Raw genomic sequence first — 25672 nt, 5'->3', positions numbered from 1 at the left:
CCTTCCACCCATGAAAAGTGGGAGTTTTCAGCTTACTCTTGCTTGCATGCAATAAGGACTTTCTTCATAACCTCGACGGCTTGCTCAATCTCTTTGGGATCGATGCCTTCTGCCGTTGTGTTCGCCCAAACATATTGCCGCTCTGCTAGGCTATGGATCGCTTCACGGCCCGCATCGGTAGCGGATGCCAGTTTTGCGCGCTTATCACTGGGGTTGTCGAGAAACTCGATTAATTTTTCCTCGGCAAGTACGTTAGCAATACGTTGCACCGCTTGACGTGACAGACCCATTTCTCGGGCAATTCCCGAAACTGTCATATCACCCCACATTAAGGTGCCCAGCACTTGCCAGCGGGAGGATGTAAGCCCCGATGGGGCTGAAATTTTGTCTCCCGCCGCGAGGAATGCACCATTCAATTTGAATGTCGCAAGCATTAGGTTTGAGACTGCGTCGCCACCTCTGTTTCTTTTGATTGTCACAACGTCAGCCTCCAAACTCAAGACAAGCTATCAATAAAGGATCTTATTGATCGCGCAACAATTTCTGGCGCATCCAACTGTGCCCAATGCCCTTCCGTCGATAAGAGCTCGTATTCGACTGTCTCATTCAGGTGACGAATGGCCGCCGGAGTGTCATTGGCAGATGTAATGGCCATGAATGTCGGGCCCGTCCAATACGACATTGCAATTTCCGGGTTCCAATCCATCAAAGCTTGCGCAAATCCGATGCGTGCGTCTGGTGCAACCTTAGCTGCATCACTGGTTACAGTCGTGATGGTTTCTGGGTTCTGGCCTGCAATTGAAGCAAAATATCCTTGAACAGCATCCAGCCCATTTTCAGATCGAATGGCATCCAAGAAACCCTGCCGCATCTCTACTGGCATTGCGCGCGGATCAGATGCAGGATCAAGAAAGTAAATTCCTCGCAAGGTATCGGCGTTTGCCTCGGCATATTTAAGTGCGACACCCGCGGAGCCGGAATGAGCCACGAGAACAACTGATTGAGAACCAAGCGTAGCAATCACCTTCTGCAAATCTTCAGCTCTGGCCTTATAGCTGTAGTCGCCGCTTGCTGAAGGTGAGGATGAACCATGCCCCCTTTGATCAAAAGCGATCACTGAATGCGTATCCGCGAGGTTCTCCATAACTGAAAACCATTGCGCCGCCGCACCGCTATCACTGTGCAGAAAAACAACGTTATGGGTCGTTTCTGGCCCTGCACGATAAATACTCAGGTTGGCCGACTGGTTGATGACAATCTCGGTTTCGATGATCTTAATCCCTTCTTGAGCGCTGGATTGAATGGCGAGGGAAGCCAGTCCCATACCTGCAACTATTGATCTGATGAGGACTTTCAAATTCGCCTCCTATATTGACAACGTGCTGTCAATATAATTTCGACAGCATGTTGTCAACTTGAATTCGGATTGGCTTAATCACTTGATCTGTCGGCTTCGTTCGTGAAGGTCGATTTGGGCTGAGCAACACCAACAAAACTTATCCCCCTCATCCAAAACGCTCTTAAGCTTGTTCTCGTGCCCACGCATTCGGGCAGGAGTGGACCGTCCATTCCGTGGCGTGGGCGGGGTTGGGCTACCGGCATGAGGTAACGTATCGTGTCGGGAGGTCCGGTGAAGCGCCATACCCTATTGAGACCACAGTGGTAGTAGGGAGCTTGGGGTCGTTCCGGAGGGCGTCCGGTGGTGACAGGAAACTGTCAAAGGCATGGAAGCGCATCTGTTGATGTGCAAACGTGCCTGTCGCGTCTGTTCGAGAGGGAGCCCGCGTGTTCATGATAAAAGGCCCGGGCGAGGCGAACAGCCAATGCCGAAGAAACATTTCTAACAAGTAGCGCAGGCAGAGCCTGTTCGCCTTGCTCCACCCGTGAGAAACGGGAGACTTCAGTCCAACACCGCATGGAAATCCATGCGGTGCTATAAGTGCTTCTAAGCCCGCTCTGCGGCTTCTTTGGTGGCCGCAGCCTTGCGTGGTGAGTTCCCCATCAGAATATACAGACCGCTCAGAACAATGATCGCTGACCCTGCCAGCGTCATGGCATCAACGCTTTCGTCAAAGATGATAAAGCCCAGCAGCAGACCGAAGAGCAAGCGCGAATAACGGAACGGAGTCACCACAGACACCATGCCCGTGCGCATGGCAACGGTGAGAGAGTAATAGGCGCCAATACCCACAAGAGTGCCAGCCGCAATGCTCAGGCCGCTGTAAAGATCAGGCCAGACAAAACCACCGGACCAGAACGCATAGAGCGCTCCGGTCGGGATCAGCACGCCAAACCCATACACCCCAAGCTGCATGTTGGAGAGGGCAGGGGGAGCCGCTCTCGTTGCGAGATCCCGCCCGGCAAACCCGATCATGCCGATGATGGCGAGAATGGACGTCACCTGAAAGGCTTCAGAACTCGGCTGGATGATCATCAGCACACCGACAAACCCAATCAGAATGGCCAGCCAGCGTTGCCAGCTCACCCGCTCTCCAAACAGCACCGCCGCCCCCAGCGTAACCGCAATAGGCGTGGCCTGCAGGATTGCAGAGGTGCTGGAAAGAGTATTCAGCGCCAGAGAAAGAAGGAAGAACAGGCGGCCAGTGATCTCAAAGATAGCCCGCGTGAACAGTGTGGCCTTCAAAGCTTCCGGAGCAAAGGCCCGCTCACCCCGTCTCCAGGTCAGTAACAGAAAGCCGAAAGTTCCACCTGCACCAAACAGCATGAGCGTCTGCCCGACGGGCACAGCAGCCGTCGCAGTCTTGAGGAGCGTATCCTCAATGGCAAACCCCAACATAGCCAGCACCATCCAGGCGCTGCCGCGAATATTATCCATAGTAGAACCCAGAATGGGCGAGCTCTCAAAATCCCATTCTTCCGATGGGTTCCAGCGTAAAGTCAGCTCGCTGCAATAATGAAGACCTGCACAGACTAGGCAAAAATAGAGAGATGTCTATGTCATAGAAGGCGTGCCATCCGCATTTTCTATAAAGTGCAGGTTGAGAAAACCTCACAACCACGACTGGAGCTGCCTCTGGGGCCATATCGGTTTGAAACAATGCAAACTGCCTGCTATACCCACTCTCACCTTAAGTTTGGAGGGGCTGTTGGCAGCTCGGGGGAATGAGATGAGTGATATGCGACTGGTTGTTGTCGGTGCCGCTGGCCGAATGGGCCGGACCTTGGTGCGCACCGTAAACGAAATGGACGGAGTGGTAGTCTCCGCAGCGATTGAACGCGAAAACTCAGAGTTCCTCGGTAAGGATGCAGGTGAGCTGGCCGAATGTGGCAAGCTTGGCGTTGCAGTCACGTCCGACCTCGACGCAGCTTTCGCAGAAGCAGACGGTGTTCTGGACTTCACGCTTCCTGAAGCAACCGTCGCCTTTGCAGAAGCCGCAGCCCGTCATTCCATCGTGCATGTCATCGGCACCACCGGCATGACATCCGCTCAATCAACTGAGCTGGCTCACGCCGCGACATCGGCCCGCATTGTAAAATCCGGCAATATGAGCCTAGGTGTGAACCTGCTGGCTGGCCTCGTAAAAAAGGCAGCAGCGGCCCTCGATGAAGATTTCGACATCGAAGTTCTGGAAATGCACCACAAACACAAGGTTGATGCTCCGTCCGGTACAGCATTGCTTCTCGGTGAAGCTGCAGCAGAAGGGCGTGAAATTTCCTTGGAAACTCATAGTGTTCGCTCACGTGACGGTATCACAGGCGAACGCAACAGAGGCGACATCGGCTTTGCAACACTGCGCGGCGGCTCAGTGGTAGGTGAACATACGGTGATGTTTGCAGGTGAAGGAGAGCGTATAGAACTCTCGCACATTGCAACAGACCGACAGATTTTTGCTCGCGGTGCTGTGAAAGCTGCCATTTGGGCGCACAAGCAGCAACCGGGCCTATACTCAATGGCTGATGTTCTCGGCCTGAACGACGAGTGATACACAGCGCATTCCCGGGGTTCTGGTACACAACGGGGTATGCGCAATGACCTTTGAAAACAGTCTTCCAAGACAACTGTTTTCAAGAACACATAACCTCTCCAGGAGAGTTTGATGGAACGCCTTTTGGTTCTCGTCCGTCACGGACAAAGCGAATGGAATTTGAAAAACCTGTTCACCGGCTGGAAAAACCCAGACCTGACAGAACAGGGTGTTGAAGAAGCAACAGCTGCGGGCAAGAAGCTCAAGGAAATGAACCTGACGTTTGATCTGGCGTTCACTTCTGACCTGCTGCGCGCTCAGCACACTCTTAAGCTGATCCTTGGTGAACTTGGTCAGGAAGACCTGCCAACCGCTCAGGACAAAGCTCTGAACGAACGTGACTACGGCGACATCACCGGCATGAACAAAGACGAAGCGCGTCAGAAGTTTGGTGAAGAGCAGGTTCACATCTGGCGTCGTTCTTTCGACGTGCCTCCTCCTGGCGGCGAAAGCCTGAAGATGACTGCAGAGCGCACCCTGCCTTACTACCGCTCTGACATTCTTCCAAAAGTTCTGGAAGGCAACCGCGTGATCGTTGCTGCACACGGCAACTCCCTGCGTTCCCTGATCATGGAACTTGAAGGTCTTTCACCTGAAGAAATCCTCAAGCGTGAACTTGGCACAGGTAAGCCAGTTGTTTATCGCCTGGATGAAGAAGGTAAGGTTCTTTCCGTTGAGGATCTGGCTGAAGTCTAAGCCAGCCCCACAACTCAGAATCATAAAAGCGGCTCTTTGAGCCGCTTTTTTATTTGCCTGCAGTTATTCCCCTCGCCAGTAGCTGAATTAGAATCTTAAAATATAAATATTATTCACACAAATAGACTTTGATTAAATACTAAGTGCGTGAAATGTAATGCATTGAAGATTATCAATAATAGATAATGATGCAGTGATTATTATTAAGCTTGCGCTACGTAATTTTAGGTGCAAGCCTCTTAATGCATACAGCAATTGTATGACCACATTAGTTATTTGATTGAGAGGACAACCTATGAAGTTTTCAGTAGCAAACGACGGTCGCCCAGCATCTGCACAAGCTAAGCCAGCAAAATTGAATGGTGGCCTGGCTCCTAAAGATGAAGAGAAAAAGCCAAAATAATTTAATGTGTGAGGCAGCTTAGTCTGCCTCGCTTCATTTTGCAGAGTGTATTGTCTGCGAGGGAATTTCCGTGAAGTTTGTAAGAATGGTTAAGTCTGCCCCCGACGTAGTAAAGGCAGATGGAACGAACCTTGGCATGATGCCCGCCCGGGCTATGAAGTATTGTGAACCCCTCATTACTGCTTCTCGTCAGGGATGGTATGTCTACCCGCCAGTTGATTTCTACCTGATGTGGACCGGATCAGAGGTCCTGTACCGACTTGGGGCAGATGGCGAGTGGACCTTGCTGGATCGGCTGTATCTTACAGACTTCGTGGAAGACTACAGAAATACCTGCCCGGAAGGCCTTGAGGACTATTATCCGCCGTTTTTGGATGTGTTTCCAGAAGGCGATATCGTCCAGATTGGCGCCGGGTACAGCCTTATCGGCGATGAAGGACAGTGCCACTGGGTTCGCGGACCAATCAACCTACCCTCCAACACGGCATATGATTGCTTTGAAGCGATGATTGACTCCAGCTGGTTCTGTTCTCCCCTCTTCATAAATGTGAAGCTCCGCAAGCAGGATGTGCCGATCAGTTTTCCACGTCATCGGCCTTTGCTTCAGGTGGTGCAGTTGCCCAACACTGTCTTGCCAAAGACCCCTGTGGTCCAACCAGAGATTATGGAAATGGAGAGCTCTTCAGAAGAGTTCTGGCAGGCATGGTCAAGAGGCTACGACAAGCGTAACGAAGGCCGTTCTGGCAGCTACGCAAGTGAACAGCGCCGCATCAACGTCCAGTACGCAGATGCTGACTAGCCATCTCTCAAGCAATTCCTGACCGACATGATCAAAGCCAAAAGACTGAACCGAAGATTCCGTCAGCACATCGAAGAGCAGCAAATGTTCTTCGTGGCGACAGCCGCAGCAACAGGGCACATCAATCTGTCTCCCAAAGGCATGGACACGCTCCGGGTACTCAGTGATGAGCGGATTATCTGGTTAAACCTGACGGGCATTGGCAATGAAACAGCCACCCACGTTCAGGAAGATGGACGCATGACACTGATGTTCTGCTCTTTTGGGGAGCAGCGTCTCACACTGCGCGTGTTTGGTCAGGCAAGGGTCCTTCATCCCAGAGATGCCGATTGGGACAAGATGATCAGCCTCTTCCCTGATCTACCGGGATGCCGCCAGATCTTCGATCTTGATATCGAACTCATCCAGACCTCCTGCGGTTCAACAGTTCCTCGCATGGATCTGGTTGATACGCGCGTCGAGAAAGAGTTCCTGCCTTACTACGAGACGATGGATCGTGAAGAGCTGGAGAACTACTGGCGCAAGCACAATGCCACCAGCCTGGATGGCTTGCCCACGAACATTCTGGAGCCTGCGTAAAATCACTGTGGGATGTTTCAACGAAAGTCGGGTTTAGGCCTGCAAATGAAACTATATAAGACACGCAGTAAGAAAGATCGACGAGGCGTGTCTTATGGGATTGTTGGTGTTGGTACGCCACGGGCAAAGCGAATGGAATGCACGCAGAGTGTTTTCAGGGCAGGGCAATCCTGACCTGACATCCAAAGGCATTGAAGAAGCCAAAAGCGCTGGCCGTGCCCTAAAAGAGCATGCAATACAGTTTGATCTTGCCTACTCCTCAGCCCTGACCCGAGCACGCAAGACGTTGGAGCACATCCTGGAGGAAGCCGAACAGTCTCATTTGCATGTGATTGAAGACAAGCTTTTCAACGAACGTGCTTATGGTGAGCTAACCGGCAAAACAATCGAGGAAGTCTGCCAGCAGCACGGTGTAGAACAAGTCCACAAATGGCGGCACTCACTGAATGCCGTTCCACCGGGCGGGGAGAGTTTGGAGATGACAGCGAACAGAGCGCTGGGAGTGTTCCGGCATCGCGTCCTACCTCAACTCTCAAACGGGAAAAATATCCTCATCTCGGCGCATCGTAATACAATCAGGGGACTGATCTCAAAGCTCTGCAAGCTCAGACAGGAAGAAACCGAGCGCCTGCATATCGGAACAGCACAGCCGCTCTTCTTTCAGGTCAACAACGCAGAAGATATTCAGCAGATCTACAAATAAAAAAGGCGGCCCGAGAGCCGCCTAAATCATCATTGCCCATTCTTAGGCTTCCAGAGTGAAACCACTCTGCTCTGCAATCTGGTTGAGAGGCTTTTCTGGGCGGGCGCCAACGTGGCTGATCACCTCACCAGCACACAAGCAGCCAAGCTCAGCGCAGTCGCTCAGGCTGAAGTCACGTGCCAGACCAAACAGGAAGCCAGAAGCAAACAAGTCGCCAGCGCCGGTCAGGTCACGCACACCGCCAACGATCGCTGTTGCCGGAACGTGTACTGTCTCTTCACGGGAAATCGCCATAGCACCCTCAGAGCCAAGGGTCAGAGCGGTCAGCGTGCAGTCTTCACGAGCCAGCGCAATCGCGGTTTCGATGTCGGATGTCTGGTAGAGCGCTTTCAACTCGTGCTCATTGGCAAACAGAATGTCGACCTTGTCTTCGCGGATCAGCTCAAGGAACTCATCGCGGAAACGGTCAACACAGAAGCTATCGGAAAGAGAGAGAGAAACCAGTTTACCGGCTTCATGAGCAACGCGGGAAGCTTCAAGGAAGGCTTTCTTAGCTGCTTCTTCGTCCCACAGATATCCTTCCATGTAGGTGATCGCGGAGTTGGAAACCACTTCAGGATCGATATCCAAAGCTGTCAGCTTGGTTGCGGATCCCAGGTAAGTGTTCATGGTCCGCTCACCATCTGGGGTGATCAGGATCATTGAACGGCCAGATGCCAGATCATCACGAAGTGGACTGGTTTGGAAATGCGCACCAATGCTGTTCATGTCATGGCGATAAACTTCGCCAATCTCGTCATCAGCTACTTTGCCGATGAATGCAGGCGCGCCGCCAAGAGACGCAATACCTGCCGCAGTATTGCCAGCACTACCGCCGGAAATGCGGGTTGTTTGACCCATCAGGTCATACAGACGCAAAGCTTCGTCTGTATCGACCAAACGCATGGAGCCCTTTACCAAAGACTGATCAACGAGAAAGCTATCTTCTACATGAGAGAAGACGTCAGTGATTGCATTGCCGATGCACAATGCATCAAACTTGAATTCAGACATGTAAAGTCCTTGTAACTAGCCCGGCTCAGTACTGTCCGGATCGATACATAGGTGGCTCACCGCTGGAGCAGGCCTACAACTGTTATTTTCCCGGTGTAGGACGCAAGGCACGATTAGCCTCAGGTTCCCGAATTTTTTCGCGGAACGGACTAGCGTTGTACACCCCAAGAATATTCAGTTCAGTCGAATAAAACGCCAGCTCCTCAAGTGCAAGGGCTACGTTGGGTTCTTCTGGGTGTCCTTCAATATCTGCGTAAAACATTGAAGCGAAAAACTGGCCTTCAAGTTGATAGGATTCCAGCTTCGTCATGTTGACGTTGTTGGTCGCAAATCCGCCTAACCCTTTGTAAAGAGCGGCAGAAACGTTGCGAACACGGAAGATGAAAGTGGTAATGATCGGCTGGCCAGTATTGACGGCCTGCTTTTTCTCACGAGAGAGGATAACAAAGCGGGTGGTGTTATGTGCCGCATCTTCACAATCACGTGCGAGGATATCCAAACCATACACATCCGCAGCAAGTTCAGGAGCAAAAGCACCAACAGTCTTATCACCGCCTTCCACAACCTGACGGGCTGAGCCTGCGGTGTCAGCGCCGATGATCGGCTTAAGGCCATGATCACGAATGAAGTTTCGGCACTGGCCCAGACCCATGATGTGGCTCTGAACGCTCTTCAACTCTTCCAGTTTGGTGCCTTTGATGCCCATCAGCTGGAAGCGAATCGGCATGAAGTACTCGCCGATAATGTGCAGATTGCTGCGAGGAAGCAGGTGATGGATGTCCGCAACACGTCCTGCGACCGAGTTTTCGATCGGGATCATACCAAGCTCGGCGTCACCGGACTCGATCGCGTGAAAGCAGTCTTCAAAAGTCGGGCAAGGGATAGCTTGGTACTCTGGGTAAACGGCGTTACACGCCATGTGGGAGTTAGCTCCCACTTCCCCTTGAAACACGACTTTGCGCTGATCTGACATCACTACACTCACGGCAATCTTAAATCATGGTACATTTGAGGCTTCGCCAACTTTCGCGAAACAATCACTCTCACAAATTGCCCTAGATATGAGGGATTGCAAACTCTAATAATACTCAGAGGCGAAACATAAGGTGAAAAGACCTCAAGAATGGCGTTTGCCACGGGCTCATTTGGTCCTCCACCGTAAAATCCCCAGATGGGAAACAGTTTTGATGTGATATTTTGTCGCATACACTTGAGCCTAGGTAAAATGGTTGTGCTGCGCCTTAAGGTGCAATCAAAATCTTGCTGAGCGGGATATCTATGAATAAATCAGTAGTTTATAGCGATTTTAAACTGCCGCTGCGCGGGAGGCGTTGTGTTCATTGGTTTTTTCAGATCGTAAAGATCAACCTCTGGTCCACATCACTTCAAAAGTCCTAGGAAAAACACTAATTAAATTATGGACAAGTGCCCGGAAATAACTGTAGTTTCCCAGCAAAATACACAGATCGAGTTAGGTGCCATGCCTGCTGCAATACGGCTAGCCTAACCAATATTCGGAGCGTGTGAGCTATGAACTCGTTTGAACTGAACAAAATTGCCGGCGCAATTCTGTTCGCTTTGGTTGCATTCATGGGCCTGAATGTTTTGTCAGACATTATTTTCGCGCCTCATGGAGACGAAAAACGCGGTTTTGAAATCGAAGTAGCTGGTGCCGACAACGGTGCAGGTGAAGAAGCTGCGGAAGAAACCAAGGTTGTCTCAATTGAGGAACTGCTCGCAACTGCTGATGCAGATGCTGGTGCAAAGCAAGCTAAGAAGTGTGCAGCGTGTCACACCTTTGATCAGGACGGCAAAAACAAAGTTGGTCCTGCTCTCTGGGGTATCGTAGGTCGCGCGCCTGCCTCTCACAGTGGTTTCTCTTACTCTGCAGCAATGCAGGAGTTCGCAGCAAACAATCCTGAGTGGACTTTCGAGCAGCTGAACGAGTTCATCAAAGCACCTAAGAAACACGTTGCTGGTACTTCCATGGGTTACGCTGGTCTGAAAAAAGACAAGCCACGTGCTGATCTGATCGCTTACTTGCGTTCACTCTCAGACAACCCAGTGCCAATCAATTAAAATTGAATTGATATCCCTCCCACATATGTGAGGGTAGAATTGTCAAAGAGCCGGGATTTAATCCCGGCTTTTTTATTGTCTACTTTCTGGTGAATGCTAACCTTTTCCTCGTTTCTTCCAGTTAAATTTTTGTCATCTTGGCAAAAGACGTTGTCGCAGAAGTGTTTTCAGCCGTAATCTTAGTTTAAGTTTAGCTGAAAGCTGCAAGAAAAGCTCAATTTTCAGCGCGTGGTGACTTTTCTACGCTAGAACTACTGATTGTATTTATGGAGGAATGTTGTGCGTACCAAACTATATAGCTCACTAACAGGTTTGGCGCTTGCTCTTGCAAGCCTGACGTCCTCCGCAGCAATTGCTGAAACGAATGAACCTGAGTGGCGGTACGCAGACTCTCTCATCAGTACACCTCAGATGCCGAAGGGCTTTAAGCACTTCCCATATGTCAATCCAGATGCCCCAAAGGGAGGCAAAGTACGCCTCTCGACAACTGGTACCTACGATAGCCTGAACCTAGTTGCATCAAAGGGCGTCCGCGCCGGCGGTCTTGGTCTCATCTACGATACGCTGATGACCCCATCCATGAGCGAGTCCTCTACGGAATACGGCTTGATCGCAGACGCAATGAAGTATCCCGATGATTATGCGTGGGTGGTGTATCGCTTGCGTCCCGATGCCCGCTGGCATGACGGAAAGCCAATCACGACAGAGGATGTGGGCTGGTCATTCGATCAATGGACCACACAGGATCCTTCCCGCAAATATTATTATCGTCATGTGACGGGCTACGACATTCTGAGCCCAACTGAAATTCGGTTTAACTTTGACAAGCCTGGTAACAGAGAAGCCCCACAAATCCTTGGCTCTCTCTACATCATGCCAAAGCATTGGTGGACTGGGAAAGATGCGGAGGGCAATCCGCGCGACATCTCCAGAGGTACACTGGAAGTACCTCTTGGATCAGGTCCATACCGGATCGGAAAGGTTGTCCCGGGTCGTTCTATCTCATTTGATCGTGTTGAGGACTATTGGGCCAAAGATCTCAACGTGAATGTTGGTTCCAACAACTTCGATACGATTGCCTATGACTACTACCGCGATGAAACAGTGCAGCTGGAAGCCTTCAAGGCGGACCGTTTCGACTGGCGCACAGAAACCACCGCGAAAAACTGGGCAACCGCCTACGACATTCCTGCGGTGAAAGCGAACCACATTGTCTTGGAGAAGTTCCCGCAGACATACCGCGGCAGCGGCCTTATGCTGGGCTTCATCCTCAACACACGCAAAGAGAAGTTTCAGGACCGCCGCGTTCGCCGCGCACTGAACTATGCTCTCAACTTTGAGGAAATGAACCGTACGATCTTCTTCGATCAATACAGCAGGTTCACCAGCTATTTCGACGGTACCAAGCTGGCCTCAGCAGGCCTGCCAGAAGGGCGTGAGCTGGAAATCCTGAAGTCCCTGAAATCGCCTGTACCTGCTGAAGTCTTCACTGAACCCTATGAAAACCCGGTTTCTGAAGATTCACGTCAGGAACGCACCAACCTGAGAAAAGCAATCGGCCTTCTCAGAGAAGCTGGCTATGTTCAAAAGCAAGGCAAGCTGGTCAACAAAGAAACTGGCGAGCCGTTCACCATTGAGTACCTGCTGAACGGTGGCCGTTTTGAGCGTGTCGCTCTGCGTTACCAGGCATCCCTGAAGAAGCTTGGCATTGATCTGCAACTGCGCGTCGTCGACAGCTCGCAATATGTAAATCGCGTCCGCAGTCGTGATTTCGGCATGATCTACACCGGCTGGGCCCAGTCTCTGTCCCCAGGTAATGAGCAGAGAGAATACTGGGGCTCTAACGCCGCTGATAGTGAAGCCTCCCAGAACTACGCTGGCATCAAGAACCCTGCAATTGACGAGCTGATCGAGATCATCATCAATTCTCATGATCGCGATGATCTGGTCGCGGCCACAAAGGCTTTGGACCGTATCCTGATGTGGGAGCAGTACGTTGTGCCGGGTTGGACCTCTCCATTCAGCCGTGTCGCTCGTTGGGATCGTTTCTCCCATCCAAAGCAACTTCCTGAGTTCAGCATCGGCTTCCCAACCGTTTGGTGGTGGGACGAAGAAAAAGCGAAGAAAATACAGGAGGCCAATTGATGACGCTAAGCCATATCAATAGACGCAGCTTCCTGCAGTTCAGTGCAGCCACAGCAGCAGCGTTCCTCGTTCCGGGGGGCGCGTTGCCTGTGCAGGCTGGCACTTGGAGCCATGGTCTGTCCGTCTTTGGTGATCTGAAGTACCCAGCCGACTTTACGTCATTTGACTACGTCAACCCGGAAGCGCCTGTTGGTGGCAAGATCGCCATGACGGCTCCAAGCTGGGGCTATAACCAGAACCCGCAGACCTTCAACACGTTCAATACCTTCATCCTCAAAGGGGATGCTCCACCACGCATGGAGCGCTGCTTCGACAGCCTGATGATCCGCGCCTATGATGAGCCGGATGCGGTGTACGGCCTGGTTGCTGAAAGTGCGATGGTCTCAGAAGACGGCAACTTCGTTACCTTCAAGATCCGCCCGGAAGCGCGCTTCCATGACGGTTCGGTGCTCAATGCGGAAGATGTAGTCTTCAGCCTGATGACCCTGAAGGAGAAGGGCCATCCGATCATCAGCCAATCCATCAAGGAGATGGTTTCTGCGACTGCACCGGATGAACACACTGTCACTGTGGCCTTTTCGGGCAATCACAGTAGGCAACTTCCCCTTTTGATAGCAACTCTCCCTATCTTCTCGAAGAACTACTACACCCGCTATAACTTTGAGGCCTCAACACTGACGCCGCCATTGTCTTCCGGGCCGTACATGGTGGGCCGCTACGAGATTGGTCGTTACATCGAGTACAAGAAGGTCGAGAACTACTGGGCGAAAGATCTCCCGGTAACAAAAGGGCACCACAACTTCGAGATCATTCGCCTCGATTTCTTCCGTGATCGTCAGGCAACCTTCGAGGCCTTCAAGAAGGGCCGGTTGACCTTCCATGAGGAGTTCTCCTCCAAAACATGGGCAACGGAGTACAATTTCCCGGCGCTCACAGAAGGACGCGTTGTAAAGAAGGAGTTCGCCATCCGTCTCCCATCCGGAGCGCAGGGTTGGTTCCTGAACACGCGGAAAGAGAAGTTCGCTAACCCGAAGGTTCGTGAGGCACTGGGCTACGCGTTCGACTTTGAATGGTCTAACTCAGCCTTGTTCTATGATCTTTATACCAGAACGCAGTCTTTCTTCGAAAACTCTGAGATGAAAGCAGTTGGCCAGCCAAGTGAAGCAGAGTTGGCCTTGCTGGAGCCTTTCAAGAAGGACTTGCCGCCAGAGGTCTTCGGTGAGGCGATCACCCAGCCGATTTCTAATGGTTCTGGTCAGGATCGCAAACTTCTCAGAGAAGCATCTCTCCTGCTGAAAGAGGCAGGCTATTACAGACGTGGCGAGCAACTTGTTGGTCCTGACGGAAAACAGTTGGTAATGGAGTTTCTTTCTAACTCGCCTGCTTTCGAACGAATTGTACTGCCATACGTCAAGAATCTCAGACTGTTAGGCATTGAAGCAAGCTTCCGGGTTGTCGATCCAGCACAGTTCCAGAAGCGTGTAGATGATTTTGATTATGACATTGTTGGGCACCGTTTTGCGTTGACGCCAACGCTTGGACCAAGCATCCGCAATTTCTGGACATCATCAGCTGCTGAAACCTTCGGATCTTACAACCTGTCAGGCATCAAGGTGCCTGCGGTCGATGATCTGGTGGAAAAAGCGCTTAATGCGTCGTCACGTGAGGAAATGATAACCGCTGCCAGAGCATTGGATAGAGTTCTGCGAGCAGGCTTCTATTGGGTGCCTCAGTGGTTCAAAGCCTTCCACACAGTCGCTGTCTGGGACATGTTCGGCATTCCGAATGACATGCCTGCCTACGACTTCCCCGTTGAAACAACGTGGTGGGTAGACTCGGAAAAAGCCGCTCGCATCGGCAAGGAAAGTTAGGGACAAAAGAAGCCCATGGGCGCCTATATTCTGCGTAGATTGCTTTTGATGATCCCGACACTCATCGGCATCATGGCGATTAACTTTGTCATTATCCAGTTTGCTCCGGGTGGACCAATTGAACAGGTCATCGCGCAGCTGCAAGGGGATAGTGTATCAGCAACCAGCCGCATCTCAGGTGGTGGCAGCGATTTTGGTAGCTCGGCTGCCGCCAATCAGGGCAGTGGAGACAGCGCAGGATCGAAGTATCGCGGTGCTCAGGGGCTTGATCCTGAATTCATCAAAGAGCTTGAAGCCCAGTTTGGTTTTGACAAACCACCGCTGGAACGCTTTGGCCGGATGATTTTGGATTACGCCACCTTCAACTTCGGGGAGAGCTACTTCCGCGATATTGCCGTTGTCGATCTGATCGTCGAAAAGCTCCCGGTTTCTATCTCGCTTGGCCTTTGGATGACGCTGATTTCCTACGGGATCTCCATCCCGCTGGGCATCCGTAAAGCGGTCAAGGATGGCACCTCATTTGATGTCTGGACCTCCAGCATCATCATTGTGGGCTATGCAATTCCGGGCTTCCTCTTTGCAATCATGCTGATCGTCTTGTTCGCAGGTGGTTCTTTCTGGGACTTCTTCCCGCTCAGGGGCCTCACTTCAGAAGGCTGGAGTGACATGTCGTGGCCGGAGCGTATACTCGATTACTTCTGGCATCTGGTGCTGCCGCTGACAGCAATGGCGCTATCAGCCTTTGCGACAACAACACTTTTGACCAAGAACTCCTTCCTGGATGAAATCAGAAAACAGTATGTACAAACTGCCCGTGCTAAGGGGCTGACAGAACGTCAGGTGCTGTACGGTCATGTGTTCCGCAATGCCATGCTCATCGTTGTTGCTGGCTTCCCGGGCGCATTCATCTCAGCATTCTTTGCAGGCTCACTCCTCATCGAGACAATCTTCTCACTGGATGGTCTTGGTCTGCTGGGCTTTGAATCTGCGCTCAATCGTGACTACGCAGTCATGTTTGCCACGCTCTATATCTTCTCGTTAATGGGCCTGATTGTGAACCTGATTTCAGATCTCACCTACACGTGGATTGATCCCCGGATCGATTTTGAAAGCCGGGAGGTGTGACGAGCAATGGACACGCAACTCGAAAAACGCCTTCAGGATCAGGGCTATGAAACAATCAATCCGCTGCCAGAGCAGACACAGCCGCCTGAAAAGCGGCAAAAGCTGTCTCCGCTCAATCAGCGGCGCTTGCAGAACTTCAAAGCCAACAAGCGCGGATACTGGTCTCTCTGGATCTTCCTCGTCCTGTTTGTGCTAACGCTCTGTGCTGAGTTCATAACGAATGATCGTCCGCTTCTGGTCTCCTATAAAGGTGAGCTGCTGTCGCCGATCTTCGTGGACTACCCGGAAGAGAAGTTCGGTGGCTTCCTCGCAACCACTGACTACCGCGATCCGTTTATTCAGGAAGAGATCGAAGCCAATGGCTGGATGGTCTGGCCGCCAATCCGCTACTCCTATCAAACAGTGAACAACGAGATCCCCGTTCCAGCACCAGCTCCTCCAAGCTGGATGATGGATAAGGAACAGCGCTGTGAGCGCTATCCGGATGGCGTGAACGATCCAAACTGCACCATCGGCAATTGGAACTGGCTTGGCACAGACGATCAGGGCCGCGATGTGCTTGCTCGTCTCGTCTACGGTTTCCGCATCTCCGTGCTCTTTGGTCTGGCTCTCACATTGGCTTCTTCTGTTATCGGCATCGGCGCTGGTGCAGTGCAGGGCTTCTACGGTGGTTGGGTTGACCTTGGCTTCCAGCGTTTCATTGAAATCTGGACCGCAATGCCGACGCTCTACCTAATTCTGATTATATCCTCGGTATTGACGCCGGGCTTCTGGATTCTGTTCTCGATCCTGCTTGCATTCTCGTGGGTCGCATTGGTCGGTGTAGTCCGAGCAGAGTTCCTACGAGGCCGAAATTTTGAGTACATCTCCGCAGCACGTGCGCTGGGCGTCTCCAACGGCACAATCATGCGCCGTCACTTGCTGCCAAATGCGATGGTGGCAACGCTCACCTTCATGCCGTTCATCCTGAATGGCTCCATTTCCACGCTGACTGCGCTAGACTTCCTTGGCTTCGGTCTGCCTCCGGGATCAGCCTCACTGGGTGAACTGCTCAAGCAAGGCAAGAACAACCTTCAGGCACCATGGCTTGGCATGACAGGCTTCTTTGTTCTGTCCATCATGCTCAGCCTGCTGATCTTCATTGGTGAAGCCGTCCGCGACGCCTTTGATCCACGCAAAACGATGAACTGAAGAAGGGAGGATCGCATATGACCGATAATCAAACGCTCCTCTCTGTTGAGGATCTGTCCATCGCCTTCCATCAGGGCGAGAAAACAAACCTCGCCGTTGATCAGATCTCTTTTGAGATCAAGAAAGGTGAGACTGTCGCGCTGGTGGGTGAGAGTGGCTCTGGCAAATCTGTGTCCGCTTTGTCTGTGCTTAAGCTTCTGCCATATCCATCTGCCAGCCATCCAACGGGCAAGATTGTCTATCAGGGTGAAGATCTGATTGCAGCGTCCGAAAGCGAAATGCGCCATGTACGCGGCAACAAGATCTCCATGATCTTTCAGGAGCCAATGAGCTCTCTGAACCCGCTACACACCATTGAGCAGCAAATCGCGGAGATCTTGAAGATCCACCGTGGTCTGGGCGATACAAATGCCAGAAAACGCGTTTTGGAGCTCCTGCATCAGGTTGGCATCCCAAACCCGGAAGAGCGCCTGAAGTCCTACCCGCACCAGCTCTCCGGCGGTCAACGCCAGCGCGTCATGATCGCCATGGCACTGGCAAACGAGCCGGACTTGCTGATCGCAGATGAACCAACAACCGCACTTGATGTGACGGTTCAGGCGCAAATTCTGCAGCTGTTGAAGGATCTGCAGAAGAGTACCGGCATGGCCATGCTCTTCATTACGCATGACCTTGGCATCGTGCGGCGGATCTCAGATCGCGTCTGTGTGATGACACAAGGCAAGATCGTAGAGCAGGGCAACTCCGAAGATATCTTCGAGACCCCTAAGCACGAGTACACTCAGCACCTGTTGGCTGCTGAACCGAAAGGTCACCCGCCTGCTGGCGATACCAGTCAGCCAATTATTGTCGAAGCGAAAGATCTGAAGGTCTGGTTCCCGGTCAAACGCGGCTTCCTGCGCAAAACCGTTAGCCACATCAAAGCTGTCGATGGTATCGACGTGACTGTACGTGCTGGGCAGACGCTGGGCATTGTGGGGGAAAGTGGATCGGGTAAAACCACGCTCGGCCTCGCGATCCTGCGTATGATCTCCTCAAATGGCCGTATCAGCTTCAACGGCTCGGACATTCAGGAGCACTCCTGGAAGCAAATGCGTCCGCTCCGCCGAGATATGCAGATCGTGTTCCAGGACCCGTTCGGCTCTCTGTCGCCGCGTATGTCGGTTTCTGAGATTGTCGGTGAAGGCCTCAAGATCCATATGCCGGATCTTTCTGCTAAAGAGCGTGAAGCCAAGGTTGCTGCGGCACTGGAAGAGGTGGGGCTGGATGCTGCCACTCGTTTCCGTTACCCGCATGAGTTCTCCGGCGGTCAGCGCCAACGCATCTCCATCGCGCGGGCTATGGTGCTGGAGCCAAAGTTCGTGATGCTGGATGAGCCAACCTCTGCGCTGGACATGAGCGTGCAGGCACAGGTGGTGGATCTGCTGCGCGACCTTCAGAAAGCGCACGGGCTGGCCTACCTGTTCATCTCGCACGACCTCAAGGTCGTTCGCGCTCTCGCCAACGACGTGGTGGTTATGCAGCATGGCAAAGTGATGGAGGCAGGGACGTCAGATGAAGTCTTCGATAACCCGCAGACGGATTACACCAAGGCCCTCATGGCTGCAGCGTTCCGTATGGAAGCCATCGAAGGCGGCGTGATCAGTACATAGTTCGCAGACTTAGAACACAAAAGTATCCATGGCCGAGCTCTCGGCCATGGTCGTTCCGGATAGAATGCTTAGAAGCGGAACCTACAGCGTATCGCCGAAAAGTGGGAACCGGTTTGCGGATAAAGATACGCAAATACAATAACTAAAGCAGTTCCAGCGTTTCAGCTTCAACGCGATCTGCTTTAAGTTCCAACGACAATATCCTTGCCAACTTTAAGCGTAACCTTGCCACTCGCTTCCATCAGCTGAATAGGTGTCCGCTTAGCAGCTTCTTTGAGCGCTTTTGTAAAGCCACCGTCGCCCTTTAGAGACTCGGCCTTGAAGTTTTTGATTTTGGAGTCGTTGTTCACTTCATCCAGAAACTTGGTCTCGGCGCGCTTCTTCTTCTGGTTCAGCTCTTTCATGAAAGCGTCTTCGGTCTTTTCGTCAACCTTGGCTTTCTTCAGCGCAGCTTTGATTTTGCTGGTTTCTTTGTAGACCTGATCGATATCATCGAACTTCATTAGCACGGCCATCAGGATCTCCCTCTTGTTGTTTTCTTGGATCAACGGCCAGTATCACGCTAGGGACACTACTTGCGCATTCTTACCATAGGGTAACAAAAGGGAGTGGAGGTTGAAGCATCTGCCTCGACAGCTGTCAGCTACATCCAGCGACGGACGCGTGCTTTGTAAGCCAGATACTCATTGCCGAAGTTCTCTTCTAAAATGGCTTCTTCCGGCTTGATCTGAAAGGCTGTGATGTAAGCCGCAAACCCCAGCGCCACCGGAATAGCAAACAGGTTGCCCTGAAAGACTGCCCAGCCCAGCAGAATGAACTGCAGGCCCAGATACATCGGGTTGCGGGTCTTGGAGTATATCCCGTCAGAAACGATGGCACTTGCATTCTCAGGATGGGATGGACTGGTTGTCGTCCGGGCCCGCCGAAATTCGGAGAGGCCGGTCGCGCCAAAATAGCCACCGGCTCCAATACCAATCACGAGAAAGGCTGTCTCTGCACCGTGCAGATTGATGTCTCCGGGTAGAAGCAGAGCAACCAGCCAAATAAGAACCGCAAAGCCAGCAAAAACCATAACCGGCGGGAACCTGAGTTTTAGATTATCCATTGTGTTCCAGTAGTTTGTCTTTTCAGAATTGCAGCTCGCTGTGTCAGCTCTCAGAGAGTGCCAGCTTCACACCAAGAGCGCCAAACGTAGCTGCAAAGCCCCGCTTAAGCCAAGCCATAACTTTTGGGCGGTTGATCACATAATCGCGCGCAAGGGATGCCATGGCTCCATAAGCAATGAAGACGATAAAGGTCAGCACCATAAACACAAATGCATGAAGCAGCAGAGCGTAAGTCGCATTCTCACTGCCCGGAGAAACAAACTGAGGCAGGAATGCAAGGAAGAACAAGGAGAGCTTAGGGTTCAGAGCATTGAGCAAAATGCCATCAAGAGCAGTGCGATACAGCGTACGCTCACGTTTCTCTCCATTCACTTCCAATGCGCCACCGCTGCGCAAAATGCTCCATGACATGTAGAGCAAGTAAGCAACGCCAAGATACTTGAGAACCTGATAGGCAAGGGCACTGCTGTGAAAGATGGCTGCAAGGCCAACAATGCTTGCCAGCGCCGCAGGCACAATCCCAAGCGTACAACCGAAAGCAGCGGCAACACTCGGTTTCAGCCCTTTGCCGAGGCCAATAGCGATTGTGTAAAGAACGCCAGTGCCAGGCAGCAGAACAACAATGAGGGAAGTCAGAAGATACTCAAGTGTCATGAAGGAACTCACAAATCGATGGTATGGCAATAGAAGCCTTAGTCTATCTGATCACTCAGGCGTGTCCAATGAACATAATCGAGCTATGTGTGAGTTGGAAACTAAATGTAACTTGCATTTATAAAATCTAGGGCTGCATATAGTGGCAATGAAGAGATTTTATCTGGTGTGAGCTTCTATGCGTCTTCTTAAAAATAAATTTGCACTAATGATTTCAGCTTTTATGTGGGGCGGAAACTGTATTTTGCCACAAGAGGCATTAGCGAAAACTACATTTGTTAATCAACAGCCATGCTTGCTGCAGTGCATAAAATCAGTGCTCTTTAGTTTTGATATAGATATGCAAGCTGCACGGGCCTTCGATATTAATGGTCTTTATGGTAAGGCAAATAAGTCTTTCGAAAAAATTGTTCGTGAGGCAGGGCCAAACGGGCATCCTATTGCAGCTGCACGAATTTCGTATAGCTACATAAAAGCTTTAGGTCGTCCAGCAAATCTTGAAAGTGCTGAAAATTACGCGCGAATTGCTTTTGAGGGCGGGCTCAATATGCTTGCTGAAGCAGGTGTTGCTGAGGCTCTCTACTATCGTGGTTTGTTGAGACAACATGGTGTTGGGGTACATCAGGAACTCAATTTAGCATTAGATGACTTAAAGAGATCACTTGCAGCAGGAGAGCCATTTGCAGGCATCGCAATAGTAGATCACCCGGCCCTTGATAAGGATATTCTCCAACAGTTCCAAATTTTGGAGGAAAGCGCTGCGGAGGGTTTCTTACCAGGCGTCGCGCGATACACTGCGCTCGTACTGGAAATTGACGCAAATTTGAGGCTTGCTGAAGATCTAGAAAATGAAGCTGGTTTTTTCAAAACAAAGCAAAGTATCAAATCGATTGTAGGAGATAAGCGCCCCCCAGTAGTATGGAATAACCAGCAGTTTTCTTCACTAATGGGTGATTGGAACAGACGTTATGAAGCAGCTCTAGAACAAACGCGTGCGACGGCTATCGATTTTTATCCCAGTTTGGCACTACTGCACTTATTTGCTCTCGCCGGTGAAGAAATAGGCTTAGCAGATGAAAAATACTATGAAAAACTTGAAGAAGCACAATTGGATGGGTTCAATATTGCAGAGTTTGTGAAGCCATCGGTGGCGGCGCAAATCATGTTGCAAACTGGCAATGAAGCATATGAGCAAAAGACTTTCGAGTATTTTTTAGATCAGGATAGTTTCTCTCATCCGAGAGCCTTGATGGTACAAGGTGAGTTTCTTAATAAATTCGGGAGATATCAGAGAGCGATAAGAAAATTTGAGACAGCTGCATCCTACGGCTACATTGATGCTTACTATCACTTGGGGCTGTTACTCAAAAAGAATTGGCACAGCATGAGGACTCTAGATGATAGTGAGTATAAGAAGCTCACTAAACCTGAGCAGATGGATGTGTTTTATCGAAATCAGACTGAAGGAGCGTTGAAAGCTGTCTCTAACTTTGAAAAAGCTGCAAATGCAGGAGACCCACGTTCTGCCCTTCAATTGGTTTTCATCTATACAAGTCGCGAGTACGATATTAGAGACAAGCAAAAAGCACGATACTGGGCAGAAAAGCTGAACGAGCTAGACTATTACAAAACCTATTCATCTATGGCCTTGAGTATGGCTCACTAAGCTCCTTTGCTTGATATCAGAAGCTTCTTAGGAGTATTCTCCTCTAAGAAAACAGATAGGAGTGGAAAGGCAACCTGCGCCTTTCCGAGTCTTTTCACTGGCTTAGTTCAGCTCTTCGTCTTTACCAGCAATCGCAGCTGCGAAGTCTTTTGCGGAGAATGGCTCAAGATCGTCAACGCCTTCACCGACACCGATGAAGTGCACAGGCAGGCCATACTTGCGGGCAATAGCCACCAGAATGCCGCCGCGCGCTGTACCGTCCAGCTTGGTCATTACCAAACCAGTCACGCCCGCAACCTTACCGAAGATCTCAACCTGAGATAGGGCATTCTGGCCGGTAGTCGCATCAAGGGTCAGCAGAGTGGTATGCGGTGCATCAGGAACACGCTTGCGGATCACGCGAATGATCTTCTCAAGCTCGTCCATCAGCTCAGCTTTGTTCTGCAAACGGCCAGCAGTGTCAATCAGCAGCACGTCAGTGCCATTGCTGAGAGCCGCATCAACAGCATCATAAGCAAGACCAGCAGCATCTGCACCGGTATCACGAGCGACAACTTCAGCGCCGGTGCGCTGGCCCCAAACCTTCAGCTGCTCAACGGCTGCCGCGCGGAAAGTATCGCCCGCTGCAAGCATCACCTTCTTGCCCTGCTCATGAAGCAGAGAAGACAGCTTACCGATTGTGGTGGTTTTACCCGTGCCGTTCACACCCACCATCAGTACGATGTGTGGCTTGTGACCACTGTTGAGATCAAGTGGTTTGGCAACAGGCTCAAGAACGCTTTCAATCTCGTCAGCAAGAATAGCGCGAACTTCTTCGCCTGAAATTTCCTTGTCATAACGCCCGTCAGAAACGCGATCTGTAATCGCGATTGCAGTGTCGATGCCAAGGTCTGCCTGAATAAGAATGTCTTCCAGCTCTTCAAGCGTATCAGCGTCCAGCTTGCGCTTGGTGAAGATAGAGCTGATGCCCTCTGTCAGAGCATTTGAGGACCTGGAAAGCCCAGCTTTAAGACGCTGGAACCAGCTTTTCTTTACTGGAAGATCTTCGCCAGTTTCCTCAGTTCCCGGAGCTTCTCCAGTCTCTTCAGCCGCTCGGCTCTCTTCGATCTCTCGACCTTCTTCACCTGTTCCTGCGTCTCCGTGTTCCCGAACACTTTCAGAGCTTCCTGCTTCTTCAGGTCCTTCCTCTGTTCCTGATGCTTCAGTGATCTCATGTGTGAGAACCGGTCGTTCATCGGCAGTATCCTCAGCGACGGGCACAGCATCATCGCTGACCTTAGGGGAAAGTATATCTTGCTCGGAATGAGAGTCTGCTGAATTTTCCTCAGTCAGATCATCAGTGTCCAGATATGCAGTCTCTTCGAGGGCTTTGGTTTCGGCCTCATCCAAATCATGAGGCTTCTCAGAAGCTTCCTCTTCAACTGCTGTTTCAGACTCTGAAGCAAGCTCTGGATTTTCCAGATCAAGAGTTTCATCTGCGACCGCTTCAGCCGTTTCTTCAAGGCCTTTAACAGGGTCAAGCGGAACGGATTGAACGCCTTCAAGAGACTCACGCAGCTCTGCACTATCAGGTGCTTTCTGCTCCTGCTCGCTCTGTGTTTCTTCTGAAGAACCGCCAAACAGGCGACTGAAAAAACCGCGCTTCTTTTCGCTCATGCCGGAAAGATACCTTTGAAATGTAAAAGCTTAAGCTGCTTTGCCAATTAGTTCTGCAATCAGATGTCTCTCGGTATGCCCTGTAATGCGTGCGGAGACAAGACTTCCGGCAATATTCGCATCCAGTTCAACCTGAGTAAATTGCTCAGTACGACCAAGCCCTTCACGCTCAATCAAAATCTCGCGCTTCTTACCCACCTCTGCGCGCAAGTGCGCCAGCAGAGCTTCCTGTCCCTTGATACGAAGGCGAGCAGCGCGCTCTTTGATGATCTTGCGATCAAGCTGAGGCATGCGTGCAGCAGGTGTGCCTGGGCGTGGAGAGAAGGGGAATACATGCAGATGTGTCAGGCCACATTCGTCAACAATACGCAGCGTGTTCTCAAACATCTCGTCGGTTTCGGTCGGGAAACCGGCAATGATGTCAGCACCAAACACAACATCAGGACGCATCTTGCGCACATCTTCGCAGAAGCGGATTGTGTCCTCACGGGAGTGACGACGCTTCATGCGCTTCAGAATCATGTTGTCGCCAGCCTGCAGAGAAAGGTGCAGGTGTGACATCAGACGATGATCATGTGCGATCACTTCCATCAGCTCATCATCAGCTTCAATGCTGTCGATAGAGGACAGGCGCAAACGCTTGAGGTCCGGAACAAGCTTCAGGATCTTGGCACAGAGCGTGCCCAACTTCGGGGTGCCTGGCAGGTCAGCACCATAAGAAGTGATATCAACGCCAGTTAGAACAATCTCGCCATAACCATTGTCGACAAGGCGTTTGATCTGGTCGATCACCACACCCATTGGTACAGAACGAGAGTTTCCGCGGCCATAAGGGATGATGCAGAAGGTGCAGCGGTGGTCACAGCCGTTCTGAACCTGAACAAACGCACGGGAGCGTCCTTCCAGCCCATCAATCAGGTGGCCCGCAGTTTCGCGCACGCTCATAATGTCGTTGACGCGAACCTTCTCGGTTTCTTCAATGCCAAACTGAGCGACACGGCCATAAGAGGCGCGCTCCAGTTTTTCGGAGTTTCCAAGAACCAGATCCACTTCGCCCATTTCAGCAAAGGTTTCCGCTTCAGTCTGTGCTGCACATCCAGTTACGATGATGCGCGCATTTGGATTCTCACGGCGTGTTTTACGAATAGTTTGTCTTGCTTGGCGGACAGCTTCGTTGGTCACGGCACAAGTGTTGATCAGCACAGCGTCTTTAAGGCCAGCAGCCTCCGCTTCGCTTTTCATCACTTCCGACTCATAAGCGTTCAGTCGGCAGCCGAATGTCACAACATCAATGCTCACTGCGTTGGCTCCATTGCCGCGTCCCCCGAAGCGGTCTTTGTGTAGGTGAGGGTGTCAAGATTGAGCGCACCCTCGAATTCAATTGCGGTTTCACCGGTCATCATGATGTGGTCGTTGTCCTCACGCCACTCAATACCCAGCGGTCCTCCCGGCAAGTGGACGGTGCACTTGCGTGCAGTCCGGCCAGTACGCGCTGCAGCAACACCAGTTGCGCAGGCTGCGGTGCCACAGGCTCGCGTCAAGCCAACACCACGTTCCCAGACCTTCAGGCGGATTTCGTTTTCGCCGATAATCTGAGCAAGGGAGATATTCGCCTTTTCAGGGAACATCGGATGACACTCAAGCAATGGTCCAAATCGCTCAAGGTCGTGGGCTTCAATATCATCCACCCAGAAAATCGCATGCGGATTACCAACATTCACAACGCTTGGAGAATGTAGAACCGGCGCATCAATCGGCCCGATCTGCAACTCAATAGCGCGCGTATCAGCAAACTCTTCGGCGAGTGGAATCTGATCCCACTCAAGACGAGGAGTGCCCATGTCAACGCTCACCAGCGTTTCAGTGTCAGAAGCATGCGCAATCAGCAAACCAGCGTTGGTCTGAATGGTAACGCTTGAAGAGCCAGCTTCACCCATTAGCAGACGGCCAATGCAGCGTGTTGCGTTACCGCAAGCATCTACTTCACTGCCATCGCGATTATGGATGCGCATAAAAGCATATGCGTCGGAACTTGCAGGCTCGACCGTAATCATCTGGTCAAAGCCGATACCCTTTTCACGGTCTCCGATAGCCGCGATTTGCGCCGGAGTTAAGACGACCTTTTTCTCGCGGCTGTCAAACACCACGAAGTCATTGCCTAAACCGTTCATTTTCAAAAAGGGAACCAGCGTATCCGCCATGAGCTTGCTTCCATTCATGCGTAATCCGTCAAGAAGGCACTATATGGAGTAAATTACTTTAGATTACTAGGGAAAATGCAGGGAAAAGCCTCCCCTGAGACAATTGA

At 51.4% G+C, this 25672-nt stretch carries 23 protein-coding genes; 12 read left to right on the top strand and 11 right to left on the bottom strand.

The window, feature by feature from the left end:
• Positions 1–32: 32 nt before the first annotated feature.
• From AC3CB2_RS10175 to AC3CB2_RS10165, 3 genes are all read right to left on the bottom strand, one after another.
• Positions 33–479 carry a MarR family winged helix-turn-helix transcriptional regulator gene (locus AC3CB2_RS10175; RefSeq protein WP_352932461.1) on the bottom strand — a complete coding sequence of 149 codons (447 nt, stop codon included), beginning with the start codon at positions 477–479 and terminating at the stop codon, positions 33–35.
• Between the two features lie 17 nt (positions 480–496).
• Positions 497–1357: an alpha/beta fold hydrolase gene (locus tag AC3CB2_RS10170; RefSeq protein ID WP_352932463.1), complete on the bottom strand. Its 861-nt coding sequence runs from the start codon at positions 1355–1357 to the stop codon at positions 497–499.
• Between the two features lie 588 nt (positions 1358–1945).
• Positions 1946–2836 (bottom strand): DMT family transporter, encoded by an 891-nt coding sequence (locus AC3CB2_RS10165; RefSeq protein ID WP_352932465.1) that lies wholly within the window; start codon positions 2834–2836, stop codon positions 1946–1948.
• Between the two features lie 292 nt (positions 2837–3128).
• Here AC3CB2_RS10165 and dapB point away from each other — a divergent pair, with 292 nt between their 5' ends.
• From dapB to AC3CB2_RS10140, 5 genes are all read left to right on the top strand, one after another.
• Positions 3129–3944, top strand: a complete 816-nt coding sequence (dapB, locus tag AC3CB2_RS10160) for a 4-hydroxy-tetrahydrodipicolinate reductase (protein ID WP_352932467.1) — start codon at positions 3129–3131, stop codon at positions 3942–3944.
• 111 nt (positions 3945–4055) lie between these two features.
• On the top strand, positions 4056–4682 hold the full coding sequence (locus AC3CB2_RS10155) for a 2,3-bisphosphoglycerate-dependent phosphoglycerate mutase (RefSeq protein ID WP_037036366.1): 627 nt from the start codon (positions 4056–4058) through the stop codon (positions 4680–4682).
• Between the two features lie 473 nt (positions 4683–5155).
• Positions 5156–5884: a DUF6065 family protein gene (locus AC3CB2_RS10150; RefSeq protein ID WP_352932469.1), complete on the top strand. Its 729-nt coding sequence runs from the start codon at positions 5156–5158 to the stop codon at positions 5882–5884.
• 27 nt (positions 5885–5911) lie between these two features.
• The gene (locus AC3CB2_RS10145; RefSeq protein WP_075700984.1) at positions 5912–6463 is read left to right on the top strand and encodes a pyridoxamine 5'-phosphate oxidase family protein; all 552 of its coding nucleotides are present in this window, start codon (positions 5912–5914) and stop codon (positions 6461–6463) included.
• Positions 6464–6557: 94 nt separating this feature from the next.
• Positions 6558–7166: a 2,3-bisphosphoglycerate-dependent phosphoglycerate mutase gene (locus tag AC3CB2_RS10140; RefSeq protein WP_352932472.1), complete on the top strand. Its 609-nt coding sequence runs from the start codon at positions 6558–6560 to the stop codon at positions 7164–7166.
• A gap of 42 nt (positions 7167–7208) precedes the next feature.
• On the opposite strand, the gene AC3CB2_RS10135 is transcribed toward AC3CB2_RS10140, so the two are convergent.
• A complete protein-coding gene (locus tag AC3CB2_RS10135) occupies positions 7209–8219 on the bottom strand; it encodes an adenosine kinase (protein ID WP_352932474.1) in 1011 nt (336 codons plus the stop codon).
• Positions 8220–8301: 82 nt separating this feature from the next.
• Positions 8302–9192 (bottom strand): prephenate dehydratase, encoded by an 891-nt coding sequence (locus tag AC3CB2_RS10130; protein WP_008548526.1) that lies wholly within the window; start codon positions 9190–9192, stop codon positions 8302–8304.
• A gap of 557 nt (positions 9193–9749) precedes the next feature.
• On the opposite strand from AC3CB2_RS10130, the gene AC3CB2_RS10125 reads away from it, so the two are divergent.
• The 6 genes from AC3CB2_RS10125 to AC3CB2_RS10100 all read left to right on the top strand — a co-directional run bounded on the left by AC3CB2_RS10125 (position 9750) and on the right by AC3CB2_RS10100 (position 18282).
• Positions 9750–10298 carry a c-type cytochrome gene (locus AC3CB2_RS10125; RefSeq protein WP_352932476.1) on the top strand — a complete coding sequence of 183 codons (549 nt, stop codon included), beginning with the start codon at positions 9750–9752 and terminating at the stop codon, positions 10296–10298.
• Positions 10299–10577: 279 nt separating this feature from the next.
• Complete coding sequence (locus AC3CB2_RS10120) at positions 10578–12443, top strand: extracellular solute-binding protein (RefSeq protein WP_352932478.1); 1866 nt, start codon at positions 10578–10580, stop codon at positions 12441–12443.
• Positions 12443–14314: an ABC transporter substrate-binding protein gene (locus AC3CB2_RS10115; RefSeq protein ID WP_041767855.1), complete on the top strand. Its 1872-nt coding sequence runs from the start codon at positions 12443–12445 to the stop codon at positions 14312–14314. The genes AC3CB2_RS10120 and AC3CB2_RS10115 overlap by 1 nt, the downstream gene beginning before the upstream one ends.
• A gap of 15 nt (positions 14315–14329) precedes the next feature.
• Complete coding sequence (locus tag AC3CB2_RS10110; RefSeq protein ID WP_014283441.1) at positions 14330–15439, top strand: microcin C ABC transporter permease YejB; 1110 nt, start codon at positions 14330–14332, stop codon at positions 15437–15439.
• 6 nt (positions 15440–15445) lie between these two features.
• Positions 15446–16630: an ABC transporter permease gene (locus AC3CB2_RS10105; protein ID WP_352932480.1), complete on the top strand. Its 1185-nt coding sequence runs from the start codon at positions 15446–15448 to the stop codon at positions 16628–16630.
• A gap of 17 nt (positions 16631–16647) precedes the next feature.
• Complete coding sequence (locus tag AC3CB2_RS10100) at positions 16648–18282, top strand: ABC transporter ATP-binding protein (RefSeq protein ID WP_352932482.1); 1635 nt, start codon at positions 16648–16650, stop codon at positions 18280–18282.
• 182 nt (positions 18283–18464) lie between these two features.
• Here AC3CB2_RS10100 and AC3CB2_RS10095 read toward each other — a convergent pair whose 3' ends face one another.
• The 3 genes from AC3CB2_RS10095 to AC3CB2_RS10085 form a co-directional block, all read right to left on the bottom strand.
• Positions 18465–18797 carry a hypothetical protein gene (locus AC3CB2_RS10095; RefSeq protein WP_008548597.1) on the bottom strand — a complete coding sequence of 111 codons (333 nt, stop codon included), beginning with the start codon at positions 18795–18797 and terminating at the stop codon, positions 18465–18467.
• Between the two features lie 128 nt (positions 18798–18925).
• Positions 18926–19387 carry a methyltransferase family protein gene (locus AC3CB2_RS10090; RefSeq protein ID WP_352932484.1) on the bottom strand — a complete coding sequence of 154 codons (462 nt, stop codon included), beginning with the start codon at positions 19385–19387 and terminating at the stop codon, positions 18926–18928.
• A gap of 43 nt (positions 19388–19430) precedes the next feature.
• Positions 19431–20042, bottom strand: a complete 612-nt coding sequence (locus AC3CB2_RS10085) for a LysE family translocator (protein ID WP_352932486.1) — start codon at positions 20040–20042, stop codon at positions 19431–19433.
• A gap of 178 nt (positions 20043–20220) precedes the next feature.
• Here AC3CB2_RS10085 and AC3CB2_RS10080 point away from each other — a divergent pair, with 178 nt between their 5' ends.
• Entirely contained in the window at positions 20221–21708 is a 1488-nt protein-coding gene (locus AC3CB2_RS10080; RefSeq protein ID WP_352932488.1) for an SEL1-like repeat protein, read from the top strand.
• A gap of 102 nt (positions 21709–21810) precedes the next feature.
• Here the strand turns inward: AC3CB2_RS10080 and ftsY are convergent, their stop codons facing one another.
• Genes ftsY through dapF form a run of 3 tightly spaced genes read right to left on the bottom strand, consistent with a single transcriptional unit; the run spans position 21811 to position 25583 of the window.
• The gene (ftsY, locus tag AC3CB2_RS10075) at positions 21811–23364 is read right to left on the bottom strand and encodes a signal recognition particle-docking protein FtsY (RefSeq protein WP_352932490.1); all 1554 of its coding nucleotides are present in this window, start codon (positions 23362–23364) and stop codon (positions 21811–21813) included.
• A 30-nt stretch (positions 23365–23394) separates the two neighbouring features.
• Positions 23395–24663, bottom strand: a complete 1269-nt coding sequence (gene mtaB, locus AC3CB2_RS10070) for a tRNA (N(6)-L-threonylcarbamoyladenosine(37)-C(2))-methylthiotransferase MtaB (RefSeq protein ID WP_352932492.1) — start codon at positions 24661–24663, stop codon at positions 23395–23397.
• Positions 24660–25583: a diaminopimelate epimerase gene (dapF, locus tag AC3CB2_RS10065; protein ID WP_352932494.1), complete on the bottom strand. Its 924-nt coding sequence runs from the start codon at positions 25581–25583 to the stop codon at positions 24660–24662. Before dapF ends, mtaB begins: the two co-directional genes overlap by 4 nt.
• Positions 25584–25672 lie beyond the last annotated feature (89 nt).

It is taken from the genome of Pseudovibrio sp. SCP20, from assembly GCF_057774105.1.
The sequence above is the reverse complement of the archived record's forward strand: the minus strand, read 5'-3'. Positions and strand labels throughout refer to the sequence as shown.